This window comes from Streptomyces sp. Y2F8-2, from assembly GCF_014905555.1.
GTDB classification, from domain to species: domain Bacteria; phylum Actinomycetota; class Actinomycetes; order Streptomycetales; family Streptomycetaceae; genus Streptomyces; species Streptomyces cynarae.
Genome location: NZ_BNGS01000001.1, coordinates 122,180 through 142,679 on the forward strand (window position 1 = coordinate 122,180; position 20,500 = coordinate 142,679).

The following is a 20,500-nucleotide window of genomic DNA, read 5'->3' on the forward strand; positions in this document are numbered from 1 at the left end:
TTAGTGTTCCCTTACAGGAGCACGTGACACACTCTCCTCTGCGATGGACATATCCGGGACCCACCTCAGAGCCGTACGCGCGGCGCTGTTCACGGCACTGGTCGTGACACTCAGCACCGCGTCGCACGTGCTGCTGTCCGAGGTCCCCCTGCCGATGGGGACGGTGGCCGCGATAGCCGCCGCCGTCTTCGTCGTCGCGTACGCGCTGGCGGGCCGTGAGCGCGGCTTCGGGAAGATCGCCGCCCTGCTGGTGCCGCTGGAGCTGACCGCGGACACGGTGTTCACCACCGGCCAGCACGCCTGCTACGGCAGGGCGGGCGGCCCGGTCACCGGCCCGCTGCGCTCGGTGGGCCTGGACCTGCTGTGCAGCGGTGGCAGCGTGGGCACCCCGCTCAGCCGGGTCACCGGCACCGGCACCGGCAGCGACCGGATCGCGGCGCTCCTGGCGCACGCCGACCCGGAGACCGCCTGGCTGCTGCTCGCCGCCCACGTCAGCGTGGGGCTGCTGGCCGCCGCCTGGCTGCGCCGCGGCGAGCGGGCGCTGGCCCAGCTGCTCGGCGCGGTGGCCGCGACCACGTTCCGGCCGCTGCTGCTCGCGGTCGCCGCGGTGACGGTACGGCTCGCTCCGGCCCGTCGGGTCCCGCGCCCGGCGCCCCGGATCGCCGCCCTGCGCACCCGCCTCTTCGTGCACTCCCTGGGACGGCGTGGACCGCCGTGCTCGGTCGCCCTGGTCTGAGCGACACCCCGAGCACCCCAGTCCCACCCTTACTCCGCGCACGACGATGCGCGTCCCCGAGGAGATCACCCATGAGCAAGCGGAACAGCCAGGCGGCGAAGACGGCGGCCCGTGAGCGGCTGCGCGCCGAGCGCGAGCGGCAGGCCAAGCGCGACAAGATCAAGCGGCAGCTGATCGTCGCCGGCTCGGTCGTCGCCGTGCTCGCCGTCGCCGGCGGCGTCGGCTACGCCGTCGTGCAGAACAACAAGCCCAGTCACTGGGAGGCCGCGAAGAGCGAGAAGCTCGTCGCGCCGGCCAACACCTCCGGCGCGAACGGCACCACGGTCGTGATCGGCAAGAGCAGCGCCAAGAAGACCCTGGTCATGTACGAGGACCCGCGCTGCCCGATCTGCGCCCAGTTCGAGCAGACGGTCGGCTCGACCGTCAAGAAGGACGTCGACGAGGGCAAGTTCAAGATCCAGTACGTCGGTGCCTCGTTCATCGACACCAACACCCAGGGCGAGGGCTCCAAGAACGCCCTGAGCGCCATGGGAGCCGCGCTGAACGTCAGCCCCGAGGCGTTCCTCGAGTACAAGACCGCTCTGTACTCGGCGAAGTGGCACCCGGAGGAGACCGAGGACAAGTTCAAGGACGACAGCTACCTGATCAAGGTCGCGAACACCGTCCCCGCCCTGAAGGACAACGCGGCGTTCCAGAAGGCCGTGAAGGACGGCACCTATGACAAGTGGGCGCTGGACATGTCCGATGTCTTCAACAAGAGCGGGGTGCAGGGCACGCCGACCCTGAAGATGGACGGCAAGACGCTCACCGGGTCCGACGGCAAGAACGCGCCGATGACGGTGGCCGAGTTCGACACGGCGATCGACAACGCGCTCAAGTCCTGACCGGTCCCCCGGGCGGGCCTGAGCGGTCAGGCGGACAAAGAGCGGGCGAACTTTGCGTGTTCGCCCGCTCTTTGCGCGTACCGGTCAGTAGTCTGCTCGGCCGTGACCAGTCGACACAGATCATCCGAGAGCGCCAACTCCCTTTCCCCCCGCCGCCGTACGGTCGTCAAGGCCGCGGCGGCGACGGCCGTTCTGGGCGCCCCGCTCGCCGCCGCCCTTCCCGCCCGGGCCGCCGCCGACACCCCGGCCTTCCTGCACGGCGTGGCCTCCGGTGACCCACTGCCCGACGGCGTCCTGCTGTGGACCCGGGTGACACCCACCGCGGAGGCGACGCCCGGCTCCGGGCTCGGGCCCGACACCGAGGTGAGCTGGGTGCTCGCCAAGGACAAGGCGTTCACAGCGATCGTCGCCAAGGGATCCGTCACCGCGACCGCCGCCTCGGACCACACCGTGAAGGCCGACGTCCGGGGGCTGGAGCCGGCCACCGACTACTGGTTCCGCTTCTCCGCGGGCGGCACCGACTCCCCCGTCGCCCGCACCCGCACCGCGCCGGCCGCCGACGCCGCCGTGTCAGGCTTGCGCTTCGGTGTGGTCTCCTGCGCCAACTGGGAGGCCGGCTACTTCGCGGCGTACCGGCACCTCGCCGCCCGGGGCGACCTGGACGCGTGGCTGCACCTGGGCGACTACATCTACGAGTACAAGACCGGCGAGTACGCGGCCCGCGGCACCGTCGTGCGCCCGCACGCCCCGGCGAACGAGATCATCACGCTCACCGACTACCGGATCCGGCACGCGAAGTACAAGACGGATCCCGACCTGCAGGCCCTGCACGCCAAGGCACCGGTCATCGCCATCTGGGACGACCACGAGTTCGCCGACAACGCCTGGTCGGGCGGCGCGGTCAACCACACCGAGGGGGCCGAGGGCACCTGGACGGCCCGCAAGGCGGCGGCCAAGCAGGCGTACTTCGAGTGGATGCCGGTCCGCTCGGCCGTCGAGGGCACGACCTACCGCCGGCTGCGCTTCGGCAAGCTGGCCGACCTCTCCCTTCTGGACCTGCGCTCCTTCCGCTCGCAGCAGGCCTCCACGGGCAGCGGTTCCGTCGACGACCCGGACCGCACGATCACGGGCCGCGCCCAACTCGACTGGCTCAAGGCGGGCTTGAAGGCGTCCGACACCACCTGGCGGCTGGTCGGCAACTCGGTGATGATCGCGCCGTTCGTCATCGGCTCGCTCTCCGCGGACCTGCTCAAACCGCTGGCCAAGCTGCTGGGGCTGCCGCAGGAGGGCCTCGCCGTCAACACCGACCAGTGGGACGGCTACACCGACGACCGCCGTGAACTGCTGGCCCATCTGCGGGCCAACGCGATCCGGAACACCGTGTTCCTGACCGGCGACATCCACATGGCCTGGGCCAACGACGTCCCGGTCGACGCGGGCACCTACCCGCTGTCCGCCTCCGCCGCCACCGAGTTCGTGGTCACCTCGGTCACCTCCGACAACCTCGACGACATCGTCAAGGTTCCCGAGGGCACCGTCTCGGCGGTGGCCGCGCCGGTCATCCGCGCGGCCAACCGGCACGTCCACTGGGTGGACACCGACCGTCACGGCTACGGCGTGCTGGACATCACCGCCGAGCGCGCGCAGATGGACTACTACGTCCTGTCCGACCGCACTAACGCGAGCGCCACCTCGTCCTGGGCGCGGTCGTACCGCACCCGCAGCGGTACACAGAAGGTCGAGCGGACGTACGACCCGGTGTAGGCCGCCGGGAGCCCGCTACAGGCTGTCGAGGAAGCCGAGCGCCACCCGCCAGGTGGCCTCGGCCGCCTCCTCGTCGTAGTCCGGCAGGTCCGGGTCCGTGTACAGGTGGCCCGCGCCCGCGTACCGGTAGATCTCCACGTCCGCGCCCGCTCTGCCCATCTGCAGGTACCAGGCGCTGAGCCAGTCGTCCGTCTCGAACGGGTCCGGCTCCGCGACGTGCAGCTGGACCGGCAGGGCGTCCACCGAGGCGCTCGGCGCGATGTCCGAGGTGCCGTGCAGCAGCAGGAGTCCGCGCGCCTTGTGGTCGCCCAGCGCCAGGGTCTGCCCGATGGACGCGCCCAGCGAGAACCCGGCGTACACGAGTCCTCGCTCCGAGTAGGGCGCGGCGGCCAGGACGGCCCGCTTGAGCAGCTCTTCCTTCCCGATCTCGTCCTTGAAGGCCATGCCCTCCTCGACCGTCTCGAAGGTGCGGCCGTCGAACAGGTCGGGGGTCCACACCTCGTGCCCGGCGGCGCGGAGCCGGTCGGCGGCGGCCCGGACGGCCGGCCGCAGCCCGTACGTCGAGTGGAAGAGCATGATGTTCATGAGCCCATGGTGCCAGCCGGGACGGACAACGCCGTGCGCTGCGCGGCAGCGGGTGTTCTTGGCCACAGGTTCACGGCGGGCCCCACTGGTTACGTTCCAAGGATGGAGAACGTACTGCGCCCGGTGATCGTCGTCGGCGGCACGGTCGGACTCACCCTGCTCATCGGGTGGGGCACGGACGTCCTGCTGCGCAAGGCGAACGCCCGGCACCCCGAGACGCCCCTGTGGGGTCTGCTGCGCCGCGGCCGCATCCCCTACCAGCTCGTGTTGTGCACGGCCCTGCTGAGGGGCTCCTACGACCAGGCCAAGGTGCTCCAGGCGCATCAGGTCGGCATCGGCCGGACGCTCACCCTGGTGCTGATCGGTTCCGCGGCCTGGCTGGTGATCCGCATCGCGGGGGCCGTGGTCGAGACGACGTACAGCCGCTACGCCCGCGCCCACCACGACCCGGCCCGGGTCCGGCGCGTGCGCACCCAGGTCACGCTGATCATGCGCGTGGTGTACGCGACCGTCGGGGTGGTGGCGGCCAGCGCGATGCTGCTGACGTTCCCGGCGATGCGCACGGCCGGCGCCTCGCTGCTGGCCTCGGCCGGCATCCTCGGCATCGTCGCCGGTGTCGCCGCACAGTCCACGCTCTCCAACCTCTTCGCCGGGCTGCAGATCGCGTTCGGCGACATGGTGCGGCTCGGCGACACGGTGGTCGTGGACGGCGAGTGGGGCACGGTCGAGGAGATCACCCTGACGTTCCTGACCGTGCGCACCTGGGACGAGCGGCGGATCACCATGCCGGTGTCGTACTTCACCTCCAAGCCCTTCGAGAACTGGTCGCGCGGCAGCGCCCAGATGACCGGCATCGTCTACTTCCACGTCGACCACACCGCGCCCGTGGACGCGATGCGCGACAAGCTGCGCGACATCCTGCGCCACTGCCCGGCGTGGGACGGCCGGGCCTACGGCCTCCAGGTCACCGACTCGACACCCAACACCATGCAGGTGCGGGCGCTGGTGACCGCCAAGGACGCGGACGACATATGGACGGCGCGGGTCACGGTGCGCGAGGAGCTCATCCGCTGGCTGGCCGAGGAGCATCCCTACGCGCTGCCGCGGGTCAACACTGCGGGCGCCATACCTCCGCCCGGCTGGAACGGTCACTCCTCGCGCGACGGACAGTTCCACAAGGCGTACGAACAGCAGCGGGCGGGCCGGGGATGATCCCCGCCCACGTCAGCGGCCGCGTTCTGCGCCGCCGTTGACCTGGATCACCTGCGCGGTGATGTGGCGGGCGCCGGGGGACGCCAGCCAGTGCAGGGTGGCGGCGACGTCGCCGGGCGTGGCGGCACGTCCGATGGATGTCTCGGCGATGAGCCGCTCGCGCCGCGCCGGGTCCATCGCTTCGCCGAAGAACTCGGTGTCCTCGACATAGCCGGGCGCGACCACGTTCACCGTGACGCCGCGCGGCCCGAGCTCCCGGGCCAGATCGAAGGCGTACGGGTGCAGGGCGGCCTTGGAGGCGGCGTACGCGCCGCTGCCGGAGCCGCGGTAGGCGGCGATGGAGCTGAGGAACAGCACCCGGCCCCCGGGGGAGGCGAGCCGGTCCCGCAGTGCCTCGGTGAGCAGGGCCGCGGTCAGCACGTTCAGCCGGAAGTTGACGGTCCAGGTGTGCGCGACGGTTTCGAGCGGATCTTCGATGTCGGCCTTGGGTTCCAGGAGCCCGCTGCCGCCCGCGCTGTTGACGAGGACGTCCACGGTGCCCAGCTCGTCGGCCACGAACCGGGCGACGCCGCGCACGGCGTGCGGGTCGCTCAGGTCGGCCGCATAGGTGAGCGCCCCGGGCACGTCGGCCTTCTCCAGCACCTCCGCCCGGCGTCCGAGGAGCAGCACCCGGTCTCCGTCCGCCGCGAAGGCCCGCGCCGCCGCAAGGCCGATCCCCGTGCCACCGCCACTGATCACCACGTTGCGCGTCATGATCCGATCGTACAAAAGCCGCTTAAGGTGAGGCGATTGCTCTTCCGGGCGGGTCGCGGGACGGCCCGGCGGCGGATGTCAGCGCAGGCTGCGGACGTCCAGGTGGCGCAGCACCCGGTCGACGATCTCCGGGTCGGCACCCGGTTCGCTGCGTGCCGCCAGCACCTCGTGGCGTGCCGCGCTCAGCATCTCCCCGTGGATCCTGCGTACCCGTTTGACGCGCCGGGCCCGCTGCTCGTGTGCCTCGCGCCGCTCCTCGTCCCCGAGGTCGGGGCTGATACGGGCGCCGATGTCGAAGGCCCGCCGCAGCAACTGCTCGGACAGCTCGTCCGGCAGCTCCTCGACCTGCTCGATCTCCTTCAGCCTGCGCTTCGCCGCCTTGGCCGCGCGAACCGCCAGCGCGTGCTCGAACTCCTTTTCGCTCTCCGTGTCGGCCCGCACGTTCAACCTCCGCACCAGCCACGGCAGCGTGAGCCCCTGGAGCACGAGCGTGGCGATGATCACCCCGAAGGCGATGAAGACGATCTCGTCCCGGCCGGGGAAGGGCGATCCGTCGTCCATGGTCAGTGGAATGGCCAGGGCCAGCGCCACCGACGCCACGCCCCGCATGCCCGACCACCACATGACGACGGTCTCCCGCCAGGACACCGGGATCTCCTCGTCGTAGTTCCGTTTGGCGTGCAGCCGCTTGGTCAGCCAGGTCGCGGGCAGCAGCCACGCGAGGCGGACGAACACCACGACGGCCACGATCGCGGCGGCCCAGCCGAGCATCTCGCCCCACCGCCCGGACGCGGTCCGGATCGCGTGGTGCAGTTCCAGCCCGATGAGCCCGAACGCGATCCCGGTGACCAGGGTGTCCACGACGTCCCAGAACGTGTGCCCGGCGAGCCGCATCATCACATCGTCCGGATCGGCCGCGTACTCCGCCAGGAACAGTGCGGTGACCAGCACGGACAGCACACCGGAGCCGTGCAGCTCCTCGGCCAGGACATACGAGGCGTAGGGCACGAGGAGCGTCAGGCCGATCTGCAGGGTGGCGTCGCCGAGCAGGTCGAGCAGCTTGTTGGCGGCCCAGCCGAGGGCGCACCCGACGGCGAGGGCGACGACCGCGGAGAGCGCGAGTTCGACCAGGGCGTGCGGCAGCGAGAACGTTCCGCTGACGGCGGCGGCGATCGCGACGTGGTAGAGCACGATCGCCGTCACGTCGTTGAACAGGCCTTCGCCCTCCAGGATCGACACCAGGCGGCGGGGCAGCCCGAGCTGTCCCGCGACGGCGGTCGCCGCGACCGGGTCGGGCGGCGCGACCAGGGCGCCGAGCGCCACCGCCGCGGCGACCGGCAGCCCCGGCACGACCTCGTGGGCGACGGCGGCCACGCACACGGTGGTGACGAACACCAGCGCGACGGCCAGCAGGAAGATGGGCCGCTTGTTGGCCGTGAACTGCCGCCACGACGTGCGGCGCACCGCCGCGTACAGCAGCGGCGGCAGCAGCGCGGGCAGGATCAGCCCGGGCGGGATGTTGACGTTGGGCACGAAGTCGAGCAGGGCGAGCACGATCCCGAGCAGGGTCATCAGCACCGGCGCCGGCAGCCGGAGCCGGTCCCCCACCGGGACGCTCACCACGGCCCCGAGCAACAGCAGCAGGAACAGGGCCAGTTGGTCCACGGTGAGCGCTCCGGGAGGTTCGACGTTCACACAGCAGGTCTCAAGCCTGCCATGCCACCCTTCTCACCCGTTTTTCCTGCTTCACTACAGAGAGCGCCGCATCGATCGGTGCGGTATCCCCGCGTCGGGGAACTCCGGCCCGTACGCCGCGTAGCCCAGCCGCTCGTAGAAGCCCAGCGCCTGGGTCTGCGCGTGCAGGTCCACCGCCGTCAGACCACGCGCGCGTGCCGCGTCCTCGATGGCCCGCACCAGCTGGGCGCCGACGCCCAGGCCGCGTGCCTCCCGCGTCACCGCCAGACGCCCGAGGGAGCCCACGGACGCGTCGCCGCCGTTCTTGGCGGCGGCCGCCTCCCCGTGCAGCAGCCGGCCCGTACCGAGCGGCACGCCGTCCTCCCGGACGGCCAGGACGTGCACGGCGGCGGCGTCGTACGTGTCGTACTCGATGTCCTCGGGCACGCCCTGCTCGCCGACGAAGACCTCCTTGCGGACCGCGAAGCACGCCTCGCGGTCGGCGGGCTCCTCGGCGATCCGCACGACGTAACCGGCGTTCCCGGCGCTCATGCCCAGCTCTCCTCGCGCACCTTGTCCAGCGCCTTCTGCAGGTCGGCGGGGTAGGCGCTCTCGAACTCCACCCATTGCCCGTCCCCCGGGTGCTCGAAGCCGAGGCGTACGGCGTGCAGCCACTGGCGGGTCAGGCCGAGCCGCTTGGCGAGCGTCGGGTCCGCGCCGTACGTCAGGTCGCCGACGCACGGGTGCCGGTGGGCGGCCATGTGGACGCGGATCTGGTGCGTACGCCCCGTCTCCAGCTTGACGTCGAGCAGGGACGCCGAGCGGAAGGCCTCGAGCAGGTCGTAGTGCGTGACCGAGGGCTTGCCGTCGGCCGTGACCGCCCACTTGTAGTCGTGGGTGGGGTGGCGGCCGATGGGTGCGTCGATGGTGCCGCTGGTCGGGTCGGGGTGGCCCTGGACGAGCGTGTGGTAGCGCTTGTCGACCGTGCGCTCCTTGAACTGGCGCTTGAGCGACGTGTACGCGTACTCCGACTTGGCCACCACCATCAGGCCGGACGTGCCGACGTCGAGGCGGTGGACGATGCCCTGGCGCTCGGCGGCGCCGGAGGTGGAGATCCGGTAGCCGGCCGCCGCCAGGCCGCCGATCACGGTCGGACCGGTCCAGCCGGGGCTGGGGTGCGCGGCGACGCCGATCGGCTTGACGATCACGACCACGTCCTCGTCGTCGTGCACGATCTCCATGCCCTCGACCGGCTCGGCGACCACCTGCACCGGCGCGGGCGCCTGCGGCATCTCGACCTCGAGCCAGGCGCCGCCGCGCACCCGCTCCGACTTGCCGACCACAGCACCGTCGACCTGCACCTTGCCCGCCGCGGCCAGCTCCGCGGCTTTGGTGCGGGAGAAGCCGAACATGCGGGAGATGGCGGCGTCGACGCGCTCGCCCTCCAGGCCGTCGGGCACGGGCAGGGTACGGATCTCGGGAAGGGTGCTCACCCGTCGAGTATGCCGGACGGGTCCCCCGGCCCCGAGAGGAGCCTGTGGACAACGGCCTCGGGCCTTGTGGACTGCCCCGCGATCTCAGTCCTTGTGGACGGTGCCGTCCGGGTCGAGCCCGCGGAAGGACAGCAGCACGATGAGGATGCCGCCGCAGACGATCGCCGAGTCGGCCAGGTTGAAGACCGCGAAGTGCTTGGGCGCGATGAAGTCGACGACCGCGCCCTCGAACACGCCCGGCGAGCGGAAGATCCGGTCGGTGAGGTTGCCGAGCGCGCCGCCGAGCAGCAGGCCGAGGGCGATCGCCCAGGGCAGGCTGTAGAGCTTGCGGGCGAGCCGGGCGATCACCACGATCACCGCCGCCGCGATCACCGTGAAGATCACGGTGAAGGCCTCACCGAAGCCGAAGGCCGCACCCGGGTTGCGGATCGCCTCGAACTTCAGCCAGTCCCCGATGATCTCGATCGGCTCGTGGTGCTCCAGCTTCGCGACCACGATCAGCTTACTGATCAGGTCGAGGGTGTACGCGAAGGCGGCGACCGCGAACAGGACCGCGATCCGGCGCCTGCCCCTGGGGCGCTCGGCGGCGCCGGAACCAGGCGCCTGAGCTCCGGCGCCCTCGGCCGGGCCCCGCCCGTCGGACTGCTCCGGCCCGGCCGCGTCTGGGATGTCCGGCGTACCGATGATGCGCTCCGCCTCTGCCACGTGAATCCCTCAACTTAGGTGCCCTGACTGGACGAGACTACGACACCATCGCGCCGGATCCCGTGTTCAGGCGGGGCTCATGGGCGGCGTTCCCGCTTCTGCTTGCACTCCACGCACAGGGTGGCACGCGGAAATGCCTGCATACGGGCCTTGCCGATGGGGTTGCCGCAGCTCTCGCACAGGCCGTAGGTGCCGGAGTCGAGACGTTCCAGGGCGTGTTCGGTCTGTTCGAGCATCTCCCGGGCGTTGTGGGCGAGCGCCATCTCGTGCTCACGGGTGATGTTCTTGGTGCCGGTGTCCGCCTGGTCGTCGCCGGCGCCGTCCCCGGAGTCGCGCATGAGGCCGACCAGCGCCTGTTCGGAGGCATCGATCTCGCCGCGCAGCCGCAGGGCCTCGGACTCCAGCTCTGCGCGCGCCTCGGCCACCTCCTCGGGGGTCCACGGGTCCTCTCCGGGGCGCACCGCCAGTTCCCCGGGCTCGGCCGCGGCGATCCTCGCCTTGGGGACCGCGGTGGGGCCCGTGTCCGCCGTGGCCGTCCCAGGAGTCTTCTTCGCAACCACCGTCGTGGCTCCCGTCTGCTTCGCGGCCTCGACCTCGCTCGCCTTCTTGGCCGTGCTCTTCTTGGCCGCACTCTTCGTAGGGGTGCTTTTCGTCGTGCCGCCCTTCGCGGCGCCCTTGTCGGCGGCGGCCTTGGAGGGGGCCGCCTTTCCGGCGGCGGCTTTCTTGGCCGCCGTCCTGGGGGTGACGGCCTTCTTGGCCGCCGTCTTCGGGGTGACGGCCTTCTCGGCCGCCGTCTTCTTGGCAGCGGCCTTCTTCGCTGCCGCCTTCTTAGCGACGGTGCTGGTCACCGGAGCCTCCTTGCCGGGCGCCGCCTTCTTCGCCGCCGCCTTCTCGGGAACAGTGCCGGGTGCTGCCGCCTTCTCGGCAACGACACCCTTGGTTGCCGCCTTTTTGGCCGCCGCCTTCTTGGTGACGGACTTCTTGGCCGCCTTCTTGGTGACGGACTTCTTGGCCGCCGCCTGCTTCGGGACGGCCTTCTCAGCCGCCGCTGACTTCTTGGCGACGGTCTTCCTGGCCGGTGCCGTCCGGGTGGTGGTCTTCTTCGCCACCGTCTTCTTCCCGGCGGTCTCCTTCACCACCGCCTTTTCCGCGACGGTCTTCTTCCCGGCGGGCTTCTTCGCCGCCGTCTTCTTCGCGGCGACGCTCTTCTTCGCCGCCGTCTTCCTGGTGGCGGTGCCGGTCGCCGCCTTCTCACCCGCCGGACGCTCGGGGTCGCCTTCCTTCCCGGCCGCCTTCTTCGAGGGTGCCGCCTTCGACTCCTTCCGGTGGGCGCCGGCCTGCCCGGCGGTCGCCTTGCTGGAGGCCTTGCTCCCACTGGTCCGCTCGCCCGTCCCGGCAGCCGTCGCCCTCATCGCGCCCGGCCCCTCCGAGGCGTTCACGAGGTCCGTCGCCCCACCGGGGGCGGCGGTTGCCGCTCCAGCGCCCCTGGGCGCCGCCGTGCTCCTTCCCTGCGCGCCCGTCCCCCCGGCCCCGTGCGCACCTTTCCCGGCCCCGGCCCCGGCCCCGGCCCCGGTGGCAGCCTGGCCCAGCCGGCCGGCCGTCCCCGCCGTCCGCCTCGCCCCCGCCGTATGGGCGGTCTCCTTTCCGTCCACGTTCCTGGCCGCCACACCGCCGGAGGCAGCCGCACCCGTGGTTCTGCCGGACGCCGACTGCTGTACGGCGGTCTTCTTCACCACCATGGCCGCGGCCCCTTCACATATTGTGATCTTGCGCGCGAGTCGTGCTGGGACGATAAATCGACTTCTGGCCCGCGGCAACGGGGCACGCCCGCGAATCGCCCGCCACGCGCGTGCGCCGCGGCGAGCCTGCATCCGTTGTGCCCAGCTCTCCGCCCGGTAATCCGCCGGACCCGCGCTCCCCGAATCCGGCAGACCGGCGTCTCGCCATTCGGGTCACCCGCGGACCGGTCGCACCCCCGGCCGCCGGAGCGGGAAATCCGGTCGGCCGCCGTCCGTGCGGCGCCGTACACTGGGCGGAGCGAAAAAGCGTGGATGGGGACGAGTAGCGGCGTACGCAGCCCAGAGCGACCCGGGGACGGTGTGAGCCCGGGGGCGAGCGCGACGTGAAGATCACCCCGGAGCCGCCGGAAGAACGCCCCAGCGAGAGCCCAGGGGCCAGTAGAACCGGCTTCGCGACCCCAATGAGGGGGCTCACCGGCGCGTACGGCGCACCGGGGAGCCAAGGAGGGTGGTACCGCGGGAGCGCGCCGCACACGGCGTACGGAGAATTCTCGGAATTCCCGGCTCTCGTCCCTCCGACGGAAGCAGCACGTCCGCCGGAGGAAGATCGATGACGCAGTACCGCCAGGTGCCCGCCCAGGTCGACCTGCCCGCGCTCGAGCACGAGGTGCTCGACTTCTGGCGCGAGCAGAAGATCTTTGCCAAGAGCCTGGAGCAGTCCGAGGGCCGCCCCGAATGGGTGTTCTACGAGGGCCCGCCCACCGCCAACGGCATGCCGGGCGCCCACCACATCGAGGCGCGCGTCTTCAAGGACGTCTTCCCCCGCTTCCGCACCATGCGCGGCTACCACGTGGCCCGCAAGGCCGGCTGGGACTGCCACGGCCTCCCGGTGGAGCTGGAGGTCGAGAAGGAGCTCGGCTTCAGCGGCAAGAAGGACATCGAGGCGTACGGCATCGCCGAGTTCAACGCCAAGTGCCGCGAGTCCGTGACCCGCCACACCGACGCCTTCGCCGAGCTGACGACCCGCATGGGTTACTGGACGGACCTCGACGGTGCCTACCGCACGATGGACCCGGCCTACATCGAATCCGTCTGGTGGTCGCTCAAGCAGATCTTCGACAAGGGGCTCCTGGTCCAGGACCACCGCGTCGCCCCCTGGTGCCCCCGCTGCGGCACGGGCCTGTCGGACCACGAGCTGGCGCAGGGCTACGAGACGGTCGTGGACCCGTCGGTCTATGTCCGTTTCCCGCTCACCTCCGGTCCGCTGGCCGGCGAAGCCGCGCTCCTGGTGTGGACGACGACCCCCTGGACGCTGGTCTCGAACACCGCGGTCGCCGCGCACCCCGACGTCACCTACGTCGTCGCCACGAACGGCGAGGAGAAGCTCGTCGTCGCCGAGCCGCTCGTCGGCAAGGCGCTCGGCGAGGGCTGGGAGACCACGGGCCAGACCTTCACGGGCGTCGAGATGGAGCGCTGGACGTACCAACGTCCCTTCGAGCTGGTCGAGTTCCCCGCCCCGGCCCACTACGTGGTGAACGCCGAGTACGTCACGACCGAGGACGGTACGGGTCTGGTCCACCAGTCCCCCGCCTTCGGTGAGGACGACCTCAAGGTGTGCCGCGCGTACGGCCTGCCCGTGGTCAACCCGGTGCGCCCCGACGGCACCTTCGAGGAGGACGTCCCGTTGGTCGGCGGCGTCTTCTTCAAGAAGGCGGACGAACGGCTCACCGAGGACCTGCAGCAGCGCGGTCTCCTCTTCAAGCACATCCCGTACGAGCACAGCTATCCGCACTGCTGGCGCTGCCACACCGCGCTCCTCTACTACGCGCAGCCGTCCTGGTACATCCGCACCACGGCGATCAAGGACCGCCTCCTCGAGGAGAACGAGAAGACCAACTGGTTCCCGGAGACCGTCAAGAACGGCCGGTACGGCGACTGGCTGAACAACAACATCGACTGGGCGCTGTCCCGCAACCGCTACTGGGGCACCCCGCTGCCGATCTGGCGCTGCGAGGACGGTCACCTCACCTGCGTCGGCTCCCGCGCGGAGCTGACCTCGCTGACGGGCGCCGACCAGTCGGAGCTGGACCCGCACCGCCCGTTCATCGACGAGGTCACCTTCGCCTGTCCGCTGGACGGCTGCGGGAAGACGGCCACGCGCGTGCCCGAGGTCATCGACGCCTGGTACGACTCGGGCTCGATGCCGTTCGCGCAGTGGGGCTACCCGTACAAGAACAAGGAGCTGTTCGAGTCCCGCTACCCGGCGCAGTTCATCTCCGAGGCCATCGACCAGACCCGCGGCTGGTTCTACACGCTGATGGCGGTCGGCACCCTGGTGTTCGACAAGTCGTCGTACGAGAACGTCGTCTGCCTGGGCCACATCCTCGCGGAGGACGGCCGCAAGATGTCCAAGCACCTGGGCAACACCCTGCAGCCCATCCCGCTCATGGACCAGCACGGCGCGGACGCGGTGCGCTGGTTCATGGCGGCCGGCGGCTCCCCGTGGGCGGCGCGCCGCGTGGGCCACGGCACGATCCAGGAGGTCGTCCGCAAGACGCTCCTCACCTACTGGAACACGGTCGCCTTCCAGGCCCTGTACGCCCGCACCTCGAACTGGGCGCCGAGCGAGGCCGACCCGGCCCCGGCCGACCGCCCGGTCCTGGACCGCTGGCTGCTGTCGGAGCTGCACGCGCTCACCGACCAGGTGACGCAGGCGCTGGAGGCGTACGACACCCAGCGCGCCGGCAAGCTGCTGTCCGCGTTCGTCGACGACCTCTCCAACTGGTACGTCCGCCGCTCCCGCCGCCGCTTCTGGCAGGGCGACAAGGCCGCACTGCGCACGCTGCACGAGGTCCTGGAGACGGTGACGAAGCTGATGGCGCCGATCACCCCGTTCATCACCGAGCGGGTGTGGCAGGACCTGATCGTGCCGGTGACCCCGGGCGCCCCGGAGTCGGTGCACCTGGCGTCCTGGCCGGAGGCGGACCTGTCGGCGATCGCCCCGGAGCTGTCGCAGCAGATGGTGCTGGTGCGCCGTCTCGTGGAGCTGGGCCGTGCCACGCGCGCGGAGTCGGGCGTCAAGACGCGCCAGCCGCTGTCGCGTGCGCTCGTCGCGGCGGCCGGCTTCGAGTCCCTGGACAAGGAGCTGCACACGCAGATCACGGAGGAGCTGAACGTCTCGTCCCTGGCGTCCCTCTCCGAGGTCGGCGGTTCCCTGGTCGACACCACGGCGAAGGCGAACTTCCGGGCGCTGGGCAAGCGTTTCGGCAAGCGCGTCCAGGACGTGGCCAAGGCCATCGCGAATGCTGACGCGGCGGCGCTGTCCCTGGCGCTGCGCGAGGGCACGGCGTCGGTGGAGGTCGACGGCGAGACCGTCACCCTCGCCCCGGACGAGGTGATCATCACGGAGACCCCGCGCGAGGGCTGGTCGGTGGCGTCCGACTCGGGCGCGACGGTCGCCCTCGACCTGGAGATCACCGAGGAGCTGCGGCAGGCGGGCCTCGCCCGTGACGCGATCCGGCTGATCCAGGAGGCCCGCAAGAACAGCGGCCTGGACGTCGCCGACCGCATCGCACTGCGCTGGACCGCGACGGACCCGGCGGTCATCGCGGCCCTGACCGAGCACTCCGGTCTGATCGCCGAGGAGGTCCTCGCCACGGACTTCGCCCAGGGCGAGGCGGACGAGAGCTACGGTGAGCCGTTCACCGACGAGGGCCTGTCCCTGACCTTCCGCCTGCGCAAGGCGTAAGGCACACCCGAGGCCCGGGCCCGCCGAAAAATCTCGGCGGGCCCGGGCCTTCGGCGTTGCGTCCGTACGCACAGCCGCTCCCCGGTCCGAACACGGGCGCCAAGGACTTCGCACGAAAGAGATGCCACACGAAAGGGCGGGGCCCCGGATCGAGATCCGGGGCCCCGCCCTGAACGCTGCCGACGCCTACGGCGTCTTCACGACCCTCAGTTGTCGTCCTCGTCGATGAGGAACCCGCGCATCGGCGAGGGCGCCTGGCCCATCGGCGACGGGCCCTGCGGACGGACCGGTGCCATCGGCTGGGTCATCGCCGGGGACATCTGCTGCTGGCCGCCGTAGGACGGAGCGGACGGGGCCGGAGCACCGCCCATCGTCTGGTTGCCGCCGTACGACGGGGCGCTCGCGCCCGCCGGGGCCATCGACGGCGCCGACGGCGACGGCAGGGAAGCCGTGGCCGGGGTGCGCGGCGGGGCCAGCGAGTCGTCGGCCTGGGTCTCCAGCTGACGCAGCTGCGACTCCAGGTACGACTTCAGGCGGGTGCGGTACTCGCGCTCGAAGCCGCGCAGGTCCTCGACCTTGCGCTCCAGCGTGGCGCGGGCGGACTCCAGGGAGCCCATCGCGACGCGGTGCTTCTCCTGCGCGTCCCGCTCCAGGGCGTCCGCCTTGGCACGGGCGTCGCGCTCCAGACCCTCGGCGCGGCTGCGGGCCTCACCGACGATCTTGTTGGCCTCGGCGCGGGCCTCGGCGATCGCCTGGTCGGCGGTCTGCTGGGCCAGCGAGAGAACACGCGCGGCGCTGTCGCCACCGGGACCCTGGCCGGGCATGCCCGGACCACCCATGGGGCCGCCCATCGGACCGCCCATGGGGCCACCCATCTGCTGCTGCATCGGGGGCTGGCCACCCATCGGCCCCTGACCCATCGGACCCTGGCCCATCGGACCCGGTCCCTGGGGACCTCCCTGACCGCCGCCGGGGCCGGCCGGCAGCTGCGGGGCACCGCTCGGCAGCTGGGGCGGGCCACCCATGGGGCCGCCCATCTGCTGCTGCGGCGGGCCCGATATCCCGGCGGGAACGGGCGCCCCGGGACCGCGCATCCCCTGCTGCTGATGCTGCTGGTCCTGGCCCTCCGGGGGCTTGCGCATGTTCTGCTGGTTCTGCGCGGCGGCACGAGTGGCGGCGGCCAGTTTGGCGCGCAGGTCCTCGTTCTCCCGGAGCAGGCGGGTCAGTTCGGCTTCGACCTCGTCGAGGAAGGCATCGACCTCGTCCTCGTCATAGCCTTCTCGGAGGCGGACGGTCGTGAACTGCTTGTTCCGAACGTCCTCGGGGGTCAGCGGCATGTCTTCACCTCAACGTAGTCATCGGCAGTCGGCAAGACCGTATCGTCCACATTCACCTCGCGAAGCTGCCCACGATCGAGATCAGGATGTAGACGATGATCATCAGTACGAAGAAGGACAGGTCGAGCGCCACGCCCCCGAGACGCAACGGCGGGATGAACCGCCGCAGAAGCTTCAGCGGTGGATCGGTGACAGTGTAGGTGGCCTCCAGAACGACCACCATCGCCTTGCCGGGTTGCCATGAGCGGGCGAACTGGAAGACGTAGTCCATGACCAACCGGAAAATCAGCACGACGAGGAAGCACATCAGCGCGATGTAGACAACCTGTAGGAACACGCCCATGGTCCGCGCTTCCCTCTCCCCTGCTCCCGTGCCGTCTTTCCGGTCGTGCGTCTCAGCTCTGGTTGAAGAACCCGCCCTCTGCGATGCGGGCCTTGTCCTCCGCCGTGACATCGACGTTAGCAGGCGACAACAGGAACACCTTCTGCGTCACCCGCTCGATGCTGCCGTGAAGACCAAACACCAAACCGGCCGCAAAGTCGACAAGTCGCTTCGCATCTGTGTCATCCATCTCAGTCAGATTCATGATCACAGGAGTGCCCTCACGGAAGTGTTCCCCGATGGTACGGGCCTCGTTGTAGGTCCGGGGGTGCAGCGTGGTGATCCGGTACGGCTCTCGTTCGGACACGACCTTGGGCATGATCACCGGTGCGTTCTTCTCCAGACTCTGGCGTTCTTGTGTGATGGACGCCACGGGCGCGATGCGGGCCGGACGCCCGGATTCCGCGGGTAGCGAAGCGGAAGGCGACACCGGATCGCGCGGCGCCGGCGGCTGCACCACGCGTACCGATTCGTCCCGTTGGGGCTGAATCGCCTGGTGCGCCTGGTGCGTCGGTTCGTGCCGCCTGCGGTCCCGCTCCGGCTCCGGATCGAGCTCGGGCTCGAAGTCGTCATCGGGGTCGAAACCCCGGCCGTCGTACCCATCGTCCTCCACGAGGCCGAGGTAGACCGCCATCTTGCGCATCGCGCCGGCCATGCTCTGAGTCCTCCGCTCTGTGGTGGATCGGCTGACGACTGCCAAGTGCCCGCGATCCACGAGGTCGTTACGCCCGCCTAGCAGCGGTAATGACCATATTTTCTGCTGTGGTCCGACTTCTTGGCGACGTTACCCGAGCCTGGGTCGGACTCCGAGTACCGCAGTGCCGACGCGCACATGTGTCGCCCCGGCCGCAACGGCCTCCTCGAGGTCCGCACTCATTCCTGCCGAGACCATGGTGGCAGCCGGATGGGCCCTGCGCAGGTCGGTCGACAAATCCATGAGCCGCTCGAACGCCGCCCGTTGACGCCCCGCGTACGCGCCGGTGAGCGGCGCGACCGTCATCAGGCCGTCCAGCCGCAGCCCCGGCGCGCTCGCGACGAGGTCGCCCAACTCTTCGATTCCTTCGGGCGCCACACCTCCGCGTTCCCCTCGGCCGCTCGCCCCCGCGTCGAGCGCGACCTGGATGAGACAGCCCACCTCGCGCCCGGCCCGTACGGCCTCCTTGGACAGGGCCGTCACGAGCTTGGAACGATCGACGGACTGCACAAGATCCGCGTAACCGACCACGGATCGCACCTTGTTGGTCTGCAATTGACCGACAAAATGCCACGAAAGCGGCAGATCCGAGCAAGCCGCCGCCTTGGGTGCCGCGTCCTGATCGCGGTTCTCGGCGACGTGCCGCACACCGAGTTCCGACAGAATCCGCACATCGGAGGCGGGATAGGTCTTGGTGACCACGATCAGGGTCACCTCCTCGCGCTTGCGCCCGGCGGCCGCGCACGCGGCGGCGATCCGGTCCTCCACCTTTGCGAGGTTTGCTGCGATGTGATCCCTACGGTCCGTCATGCCCCATCAGTCCAGCCAGACATAGCCCGCGAGCCGCCCGGTCGTCCGGTCACGGCGGTACGAGAAGTGATCGTGCGACTCCAGCGTGCACACCGGCGACTGCGCCCGGTCGCGCACCCCGAGCCGGTCGAGCTGCGCGTGCACGCCGGCGGTCACGTCGACCGCGGGAGTGCCCCAGCTCGTTTCGGCGTGCGCCGCCGGTTCCACGGCGGACACCTCTGCGCGCATCGCCTCCGGCACTTCGTAGCACCGGCCGCAGACCGCGGGTCCCGTGCGGGCGACGATCCGGGACGGGTCGGCGCCCAGTTCCATCATCGCGCGGACGGCGGCGGGGACGACTCCGGCCACCATGCCGGGCCGGCCGGCGTGGGCGGCGGCCACGAGGCCGGCGACCGGGTCGGCGAGCAGGACGGGGGTGCAGTCGGCGGTGAGCACCGCGAGGGCGAGACCGCGCCGGGCGGTGACGATCGCGTCCACCTCGGGCACCGGGTTTTCACCCCAGGGGGCGTCCACCACGGCCACGTCGGCACCGTGCACCTGGTTCATCCACACCACCCGGGCCGGATCGAGGCCCAGCGACTTCGCGGCCAGCTCCCGGTTGGTGCGTACGGCCTCGGGGTCGTCGCCGACCGCGCCGCCGAGGTTGAGCTCCTCGTACGGAGCGGCGCTCACCCCGCCCCACCGGTCGGTGAAGGCGAAGTGCGCGCCGCTCAGGGTGTCGCGCTGTCCTATCACTTGAGGAAGTCCGGTACGTCCAGCTCCTCGGCCGCGCTGTCCGAGTAGGTCCGCGACGGCGGCACCGACGGCGGGGGCACCGGGAGGTCGGCCACCGGCTCCGGGGCGGGCTCCGGGGCCTCCTTCGGCGTGACACTGCCGAGCGAGCCGAAGGACGGGCGGCTCTCGGCGGGGCGGGCCGGCTCCTCGCGCTTGAGCGAGGACGAGCCGAGGACGTTCTCCCGCTTGGCCGGGGGCTGGCCGCCGTCGAAGCCGGCGGCGATCACGGTGACCCGGACCTCGTCGCCGAGGGCGTCGTCGATCACGGCACCGAAGATGATGTTGGCTTCGGGGTGGGCGGCCTCGCTCACCAGCTGGGCGGCCTCGTTGATCTCGAACAGGCCGAGGTCGGAGCCGCCGGAGATGGACAGCAGCACACCGCGGGCGCCGTCGATGGACGCCTCGAGGAGGGGCGAGGAGATCGCCATCTCGGCCGCGGCCACCGCGCGGTCGTCGCCGCGGGCCGAGCCGATGCCCATGAGGGCGGAACCGGCCTCGGACATCACGGACTTGACGTCGGCGAAGTCGAGGTTGATCAGACCGGGCGTGGTGATGAGGTCGGTGATGCCCTGGACACCGGAGAGCAGGACCTGGTCGGCCGACTTGAAGGCGTCGAGGACCGAGACCTGGCGGTCCGAGATGGACAGCAGCCGGTCGTTCGGGATGACGATGAGGGTGTCGACCTCTTCGCGGAGGGCCGCGATGCCGTCCTCCGCCTGGTTCGCGCGGCGCCTTCCCTCGAAGGTGAACGGGCGCGTGACCACGCCGATGGTGAGCGCGCCGAGCGAGCGCGCGATGTTGGCCACGACGGGCGCGCCGCCGGTGCCGGTGCCGCCGCCTTCACCGGCCGTCACGAAGACCATGTCGGCCCCCTTGAGGACCTCCTCGATCTCCTCGCGGTGGTCCTCGGCGGCCTTGCGGCCGACCTCCGGGTTGGCCCCGGCGCCGAGTCCGCGCGTGAGTTCCCGGCCGACGTCCAGCTTGACGTCGGCGTCGCTCATCAACAGAGCTTGCGCGTCGGTGTTGATGGCGATGAACTCGACGCCCTTGAGACCGACCTCGATCATCCGGTTGATGGCATTGACACCACCGCCGCCGACACCGATGACCTTGATGACTGCGAGGTAGTTCTGCGGTGCTGCCACGTCGAAGGCCTCTCGCCTCGAATTACGTTGCCGTCGCCCCACGGGTGACCCGCGGCTCGACGGCA

At 70.8% G+C, this 20,500-nt stretch carries 18 protein-coding genes; 5 read left to right on the top strand and 13 right to left on the bottom strand.

All coding sequences use genetic code 11. From position 1 onward, the window contains the following. The first annotated feature begins 43 nt into the window (after positions 1-43). The 3 genes from SY2F82_RS00580 to SY2F82_RS00590 all read left to right on the top strand — a co-directional run bounded on the left by SY2F82_RS00580 (position 44) and on the right by SY2F82_RS00590 (position 3,384). A complete protein-coding gene (locus SY2F82_RS00580; protein ID WP_200416915.1) occupies positions 44-736 on the top strand; it encodes a hypothetical protein in 693 nt (230 codons plus the stop codon). A gap of 71 nt (positions 737-807) precedes the next feature. Continuing rightward, positions 808-1,620: a DsbA family protein gene (locus SY2F82_RS00585; protein ID WP_200416916.1), complete on the top strand. Its 813-nt coding sequence runs from the start codon at positions 808-810 to the stop codon at positions 1,618-1,620. A gap of 102 nt (positions 1,621-1,722) precedes the next feature. Beyond that, entirely contained in the window at positions 1,723-3,384 is a 1,662-nt protein-coding gene (locus SY2F82_RS00590; protein WP_200416917.1) for an alkaline phosphatase, read from the top strand. A gap of 15 nt (positions 3,385-3,399) precedes the next feature. Here SY2F82_RS00590 and SY2F82_RS00595 read toward each other — a convergent pair whose 3' ends face one another. After that, entirely contained in the window at positions 3,400-3,969 is a 570-nt protein-coding gene (locus tag SY2F82_RS00595) for a dienelactone hydrolase family protein (RefSeq protein ID WP_200416918.1), read from the bottom strand. Between the two features lie 102 nt (positions 3,970-4,071). Here SY2F82_RS00595 and SY2F82_RS00600 point away from each other — a divergent pair, with 102 nt between their 5' ends. Next, complete coding sequence (locus SY2F82_RS00600) at positions 4,072-5,181, top strand: mechanosensitive ion channel family protein (RefSeq protein ID WP_200416919.1); 1,110 nt, start codon at positions 4,072-4,074, stop codon at positions 5,179-5,181. Between the two features lie 12 nt (positions 5,182-5,193). Here SY2F82_RS00600 and SY2F82_RS00605 read toward each other — a convergent pair whose 3' ends face one another. The 6 genes from SY2F82_RS00605 to SY2F82_RS00630 all read right to left on the bottom strand — a co-directional run bounded on the left by SY2F82_RS00605 (position 5,194) and on the right by SY2F82_RS00630 (position 11,218). Then, positions 5,194-5,934, bottom strand: a complete 741-nt coding sequence (locus tag SY2F82_RS00605) for an SDR family NAD(P)-dependent oxidoreductase (protein ID WP_200416920.1) — start codon at positions 5,932-5,934, stop codon at positions 5,194-5,196. Between the two features lie 78 nt (positions 5,935-6,012). Beyond that, positions 6,013-7,599, bottom strand: coding sequence for a Na+/H+ antiporter (locus tag SY2F82_RS00610; protein WP_200417750.1), 1,587 nt, complete (start codon positions 7,597-7,599; stop codon positions 6,013-6,015). A gap of 84 nt (positions 7,600-7,683) precedes the next feature. Then, positions 7,684-8,160 carry a GNAT family N-acetyltransferase gene (locus tag SY2F82_RS00615; protein WP_200416921.1) on the bottom strand — a complete coding sequence of 159 codons (477 nt, stop codon included), beginning with the start codon at positions 8,158-8,160 and terminating at the stop codon, positions 7,684-7,686. After that, the gene (locus tag SY2F82_RS00620) at positions 8,157-9,101 is read right to left on the bottom strand and encodes an RluA family pseudouridine synthase (protein ID WP_200416922.1); all 945 of its coding nucleotides are present in this window, start codon (positions 9,099-9,101) and stop codon (positions 8,157-8,159) included. The genes SY2F82_RS00615 and SY2F82_RS00620 overlap by 4 nt, the downstream gene beginning before the upstream one ends. An 84-nt stretch (positions 9,102-9,185) precedes the next feature. Beyond that, complete coding sequence (gene lspA, locus SY2F82_RS00625) at positions 9,186-9,806, bottom strand: signal peptidase II (RefSeq protein WP_200416923.1); 621 nt, start codon at positions 9,804-9,806, stop codon at positions 9,186-9,188. Positions 9,807-9,883: 77 nt separating this feature from the next. Further along, entirely contained in the window at positions 9,884-11,218 is a 1,335-nt protein-coding gene (locus tag SY2F82_RS00630; protein ID WP_236041023.1) for a TraR/DksA family transcriptional regulator, read from the bottom strand. 937 nt (positions 11,219-12,155) lie between these two features. Here SY2F82_RS00630 and ileS point away from each other — a divergent pair. Next, the gene (gene ileS, locus SY2F82_RS00635) at positions 12,156-15,293 is read left to right on the top strand and encodes an isoleucine--tRNA ligase (RefSeq protein ID WP_200416925.1); all 3,138 of its coding nucleotides are present in this window, start codon (positions 12,156-12,158) and stop codon (positions 15,291-15,293) included. A 206-nt stretch (positions 15,294-15,499) separates the two neighbouring features. Here the strand turns inward: ileS and SY2F82_RS00640 are convergent, their stop codons facing one another. The 6 genes from SY2F82_RS00640 to ftsZ all read right to left on the bottom strand — a co-directional run bounded on the left by SY2F82_RS00640 (position 15,500) and on the right by ftsZ (position 20,435). Further along, complete coding sequence (locus SY2F82_RS00640) at positions 15,500-16,630, bottom strand: DivIVA domain-containing protein (RefSeq protein WP_200416926.1); 1,131 nt, start codon at positions 16,628-16,630, stop codon at positions 15,500-15,502. Between the two features lie 52 nt (positions 16,631-16,682). Further along, entirely contained in the window at positions 16,683-16,973 is a 291-nt protein-coding gene (locus SY2F82_RS00645; RefSeq protein ID WP_103839876.1) for a YggT family protein, read from the bottom strand. 52 nt (positions 16,974-17,025) lie between these two features. Further along, entirely contained in the window at positions 17,026-17,667 is a 642-nt protein-coding gene (gene sepF / locus SY2F82_RS00650; protein WP_200416927.1) for a cell division protein SepF, read from the bottom strand. Positions 17,668-17,796: 129 nt separating this feature from the next. Continuing rightward, entirely contained in the window at positions 17,797-18,516 is a 720-nt protein-coding gene (locus tag SY2F82_RS00655) for a YggS family pyridoxal phosphate-dependent enzyme (RefSeq protein WP_200416928.1), read from the bottom strand. A 6-nt stretch (positions 18,517-18,522) separates the two neighbouring features. After that, positions 18,523-19,251: a peptidoglycan editing factor PgeF gene (gene pgeF / locus SY2F82_RS00660; protein ID WP_200416929.1), complete on the bottom strand. Its 729-nt coding sequence runs from the start codon at positions 19,249-19,251 to the stop codon at positions 18,523-18,525. Next, a complete protein-coding gene (ftsZ, locus tag SY2F82_RS00665; protein ID WP_200416930.1) occupies positions 19,248-20,435 on the bottom strand; it encodes a cell division protein FtsZ in 1,188 nt (395 codons plus the stop codon). The genes pgeF and ftsZ overlap by 4 nt, the downstream gene beginning before the upstream one ends. Between the last annotated feature and the right edge of the window lie 65 nt (positions 20,436-20,500).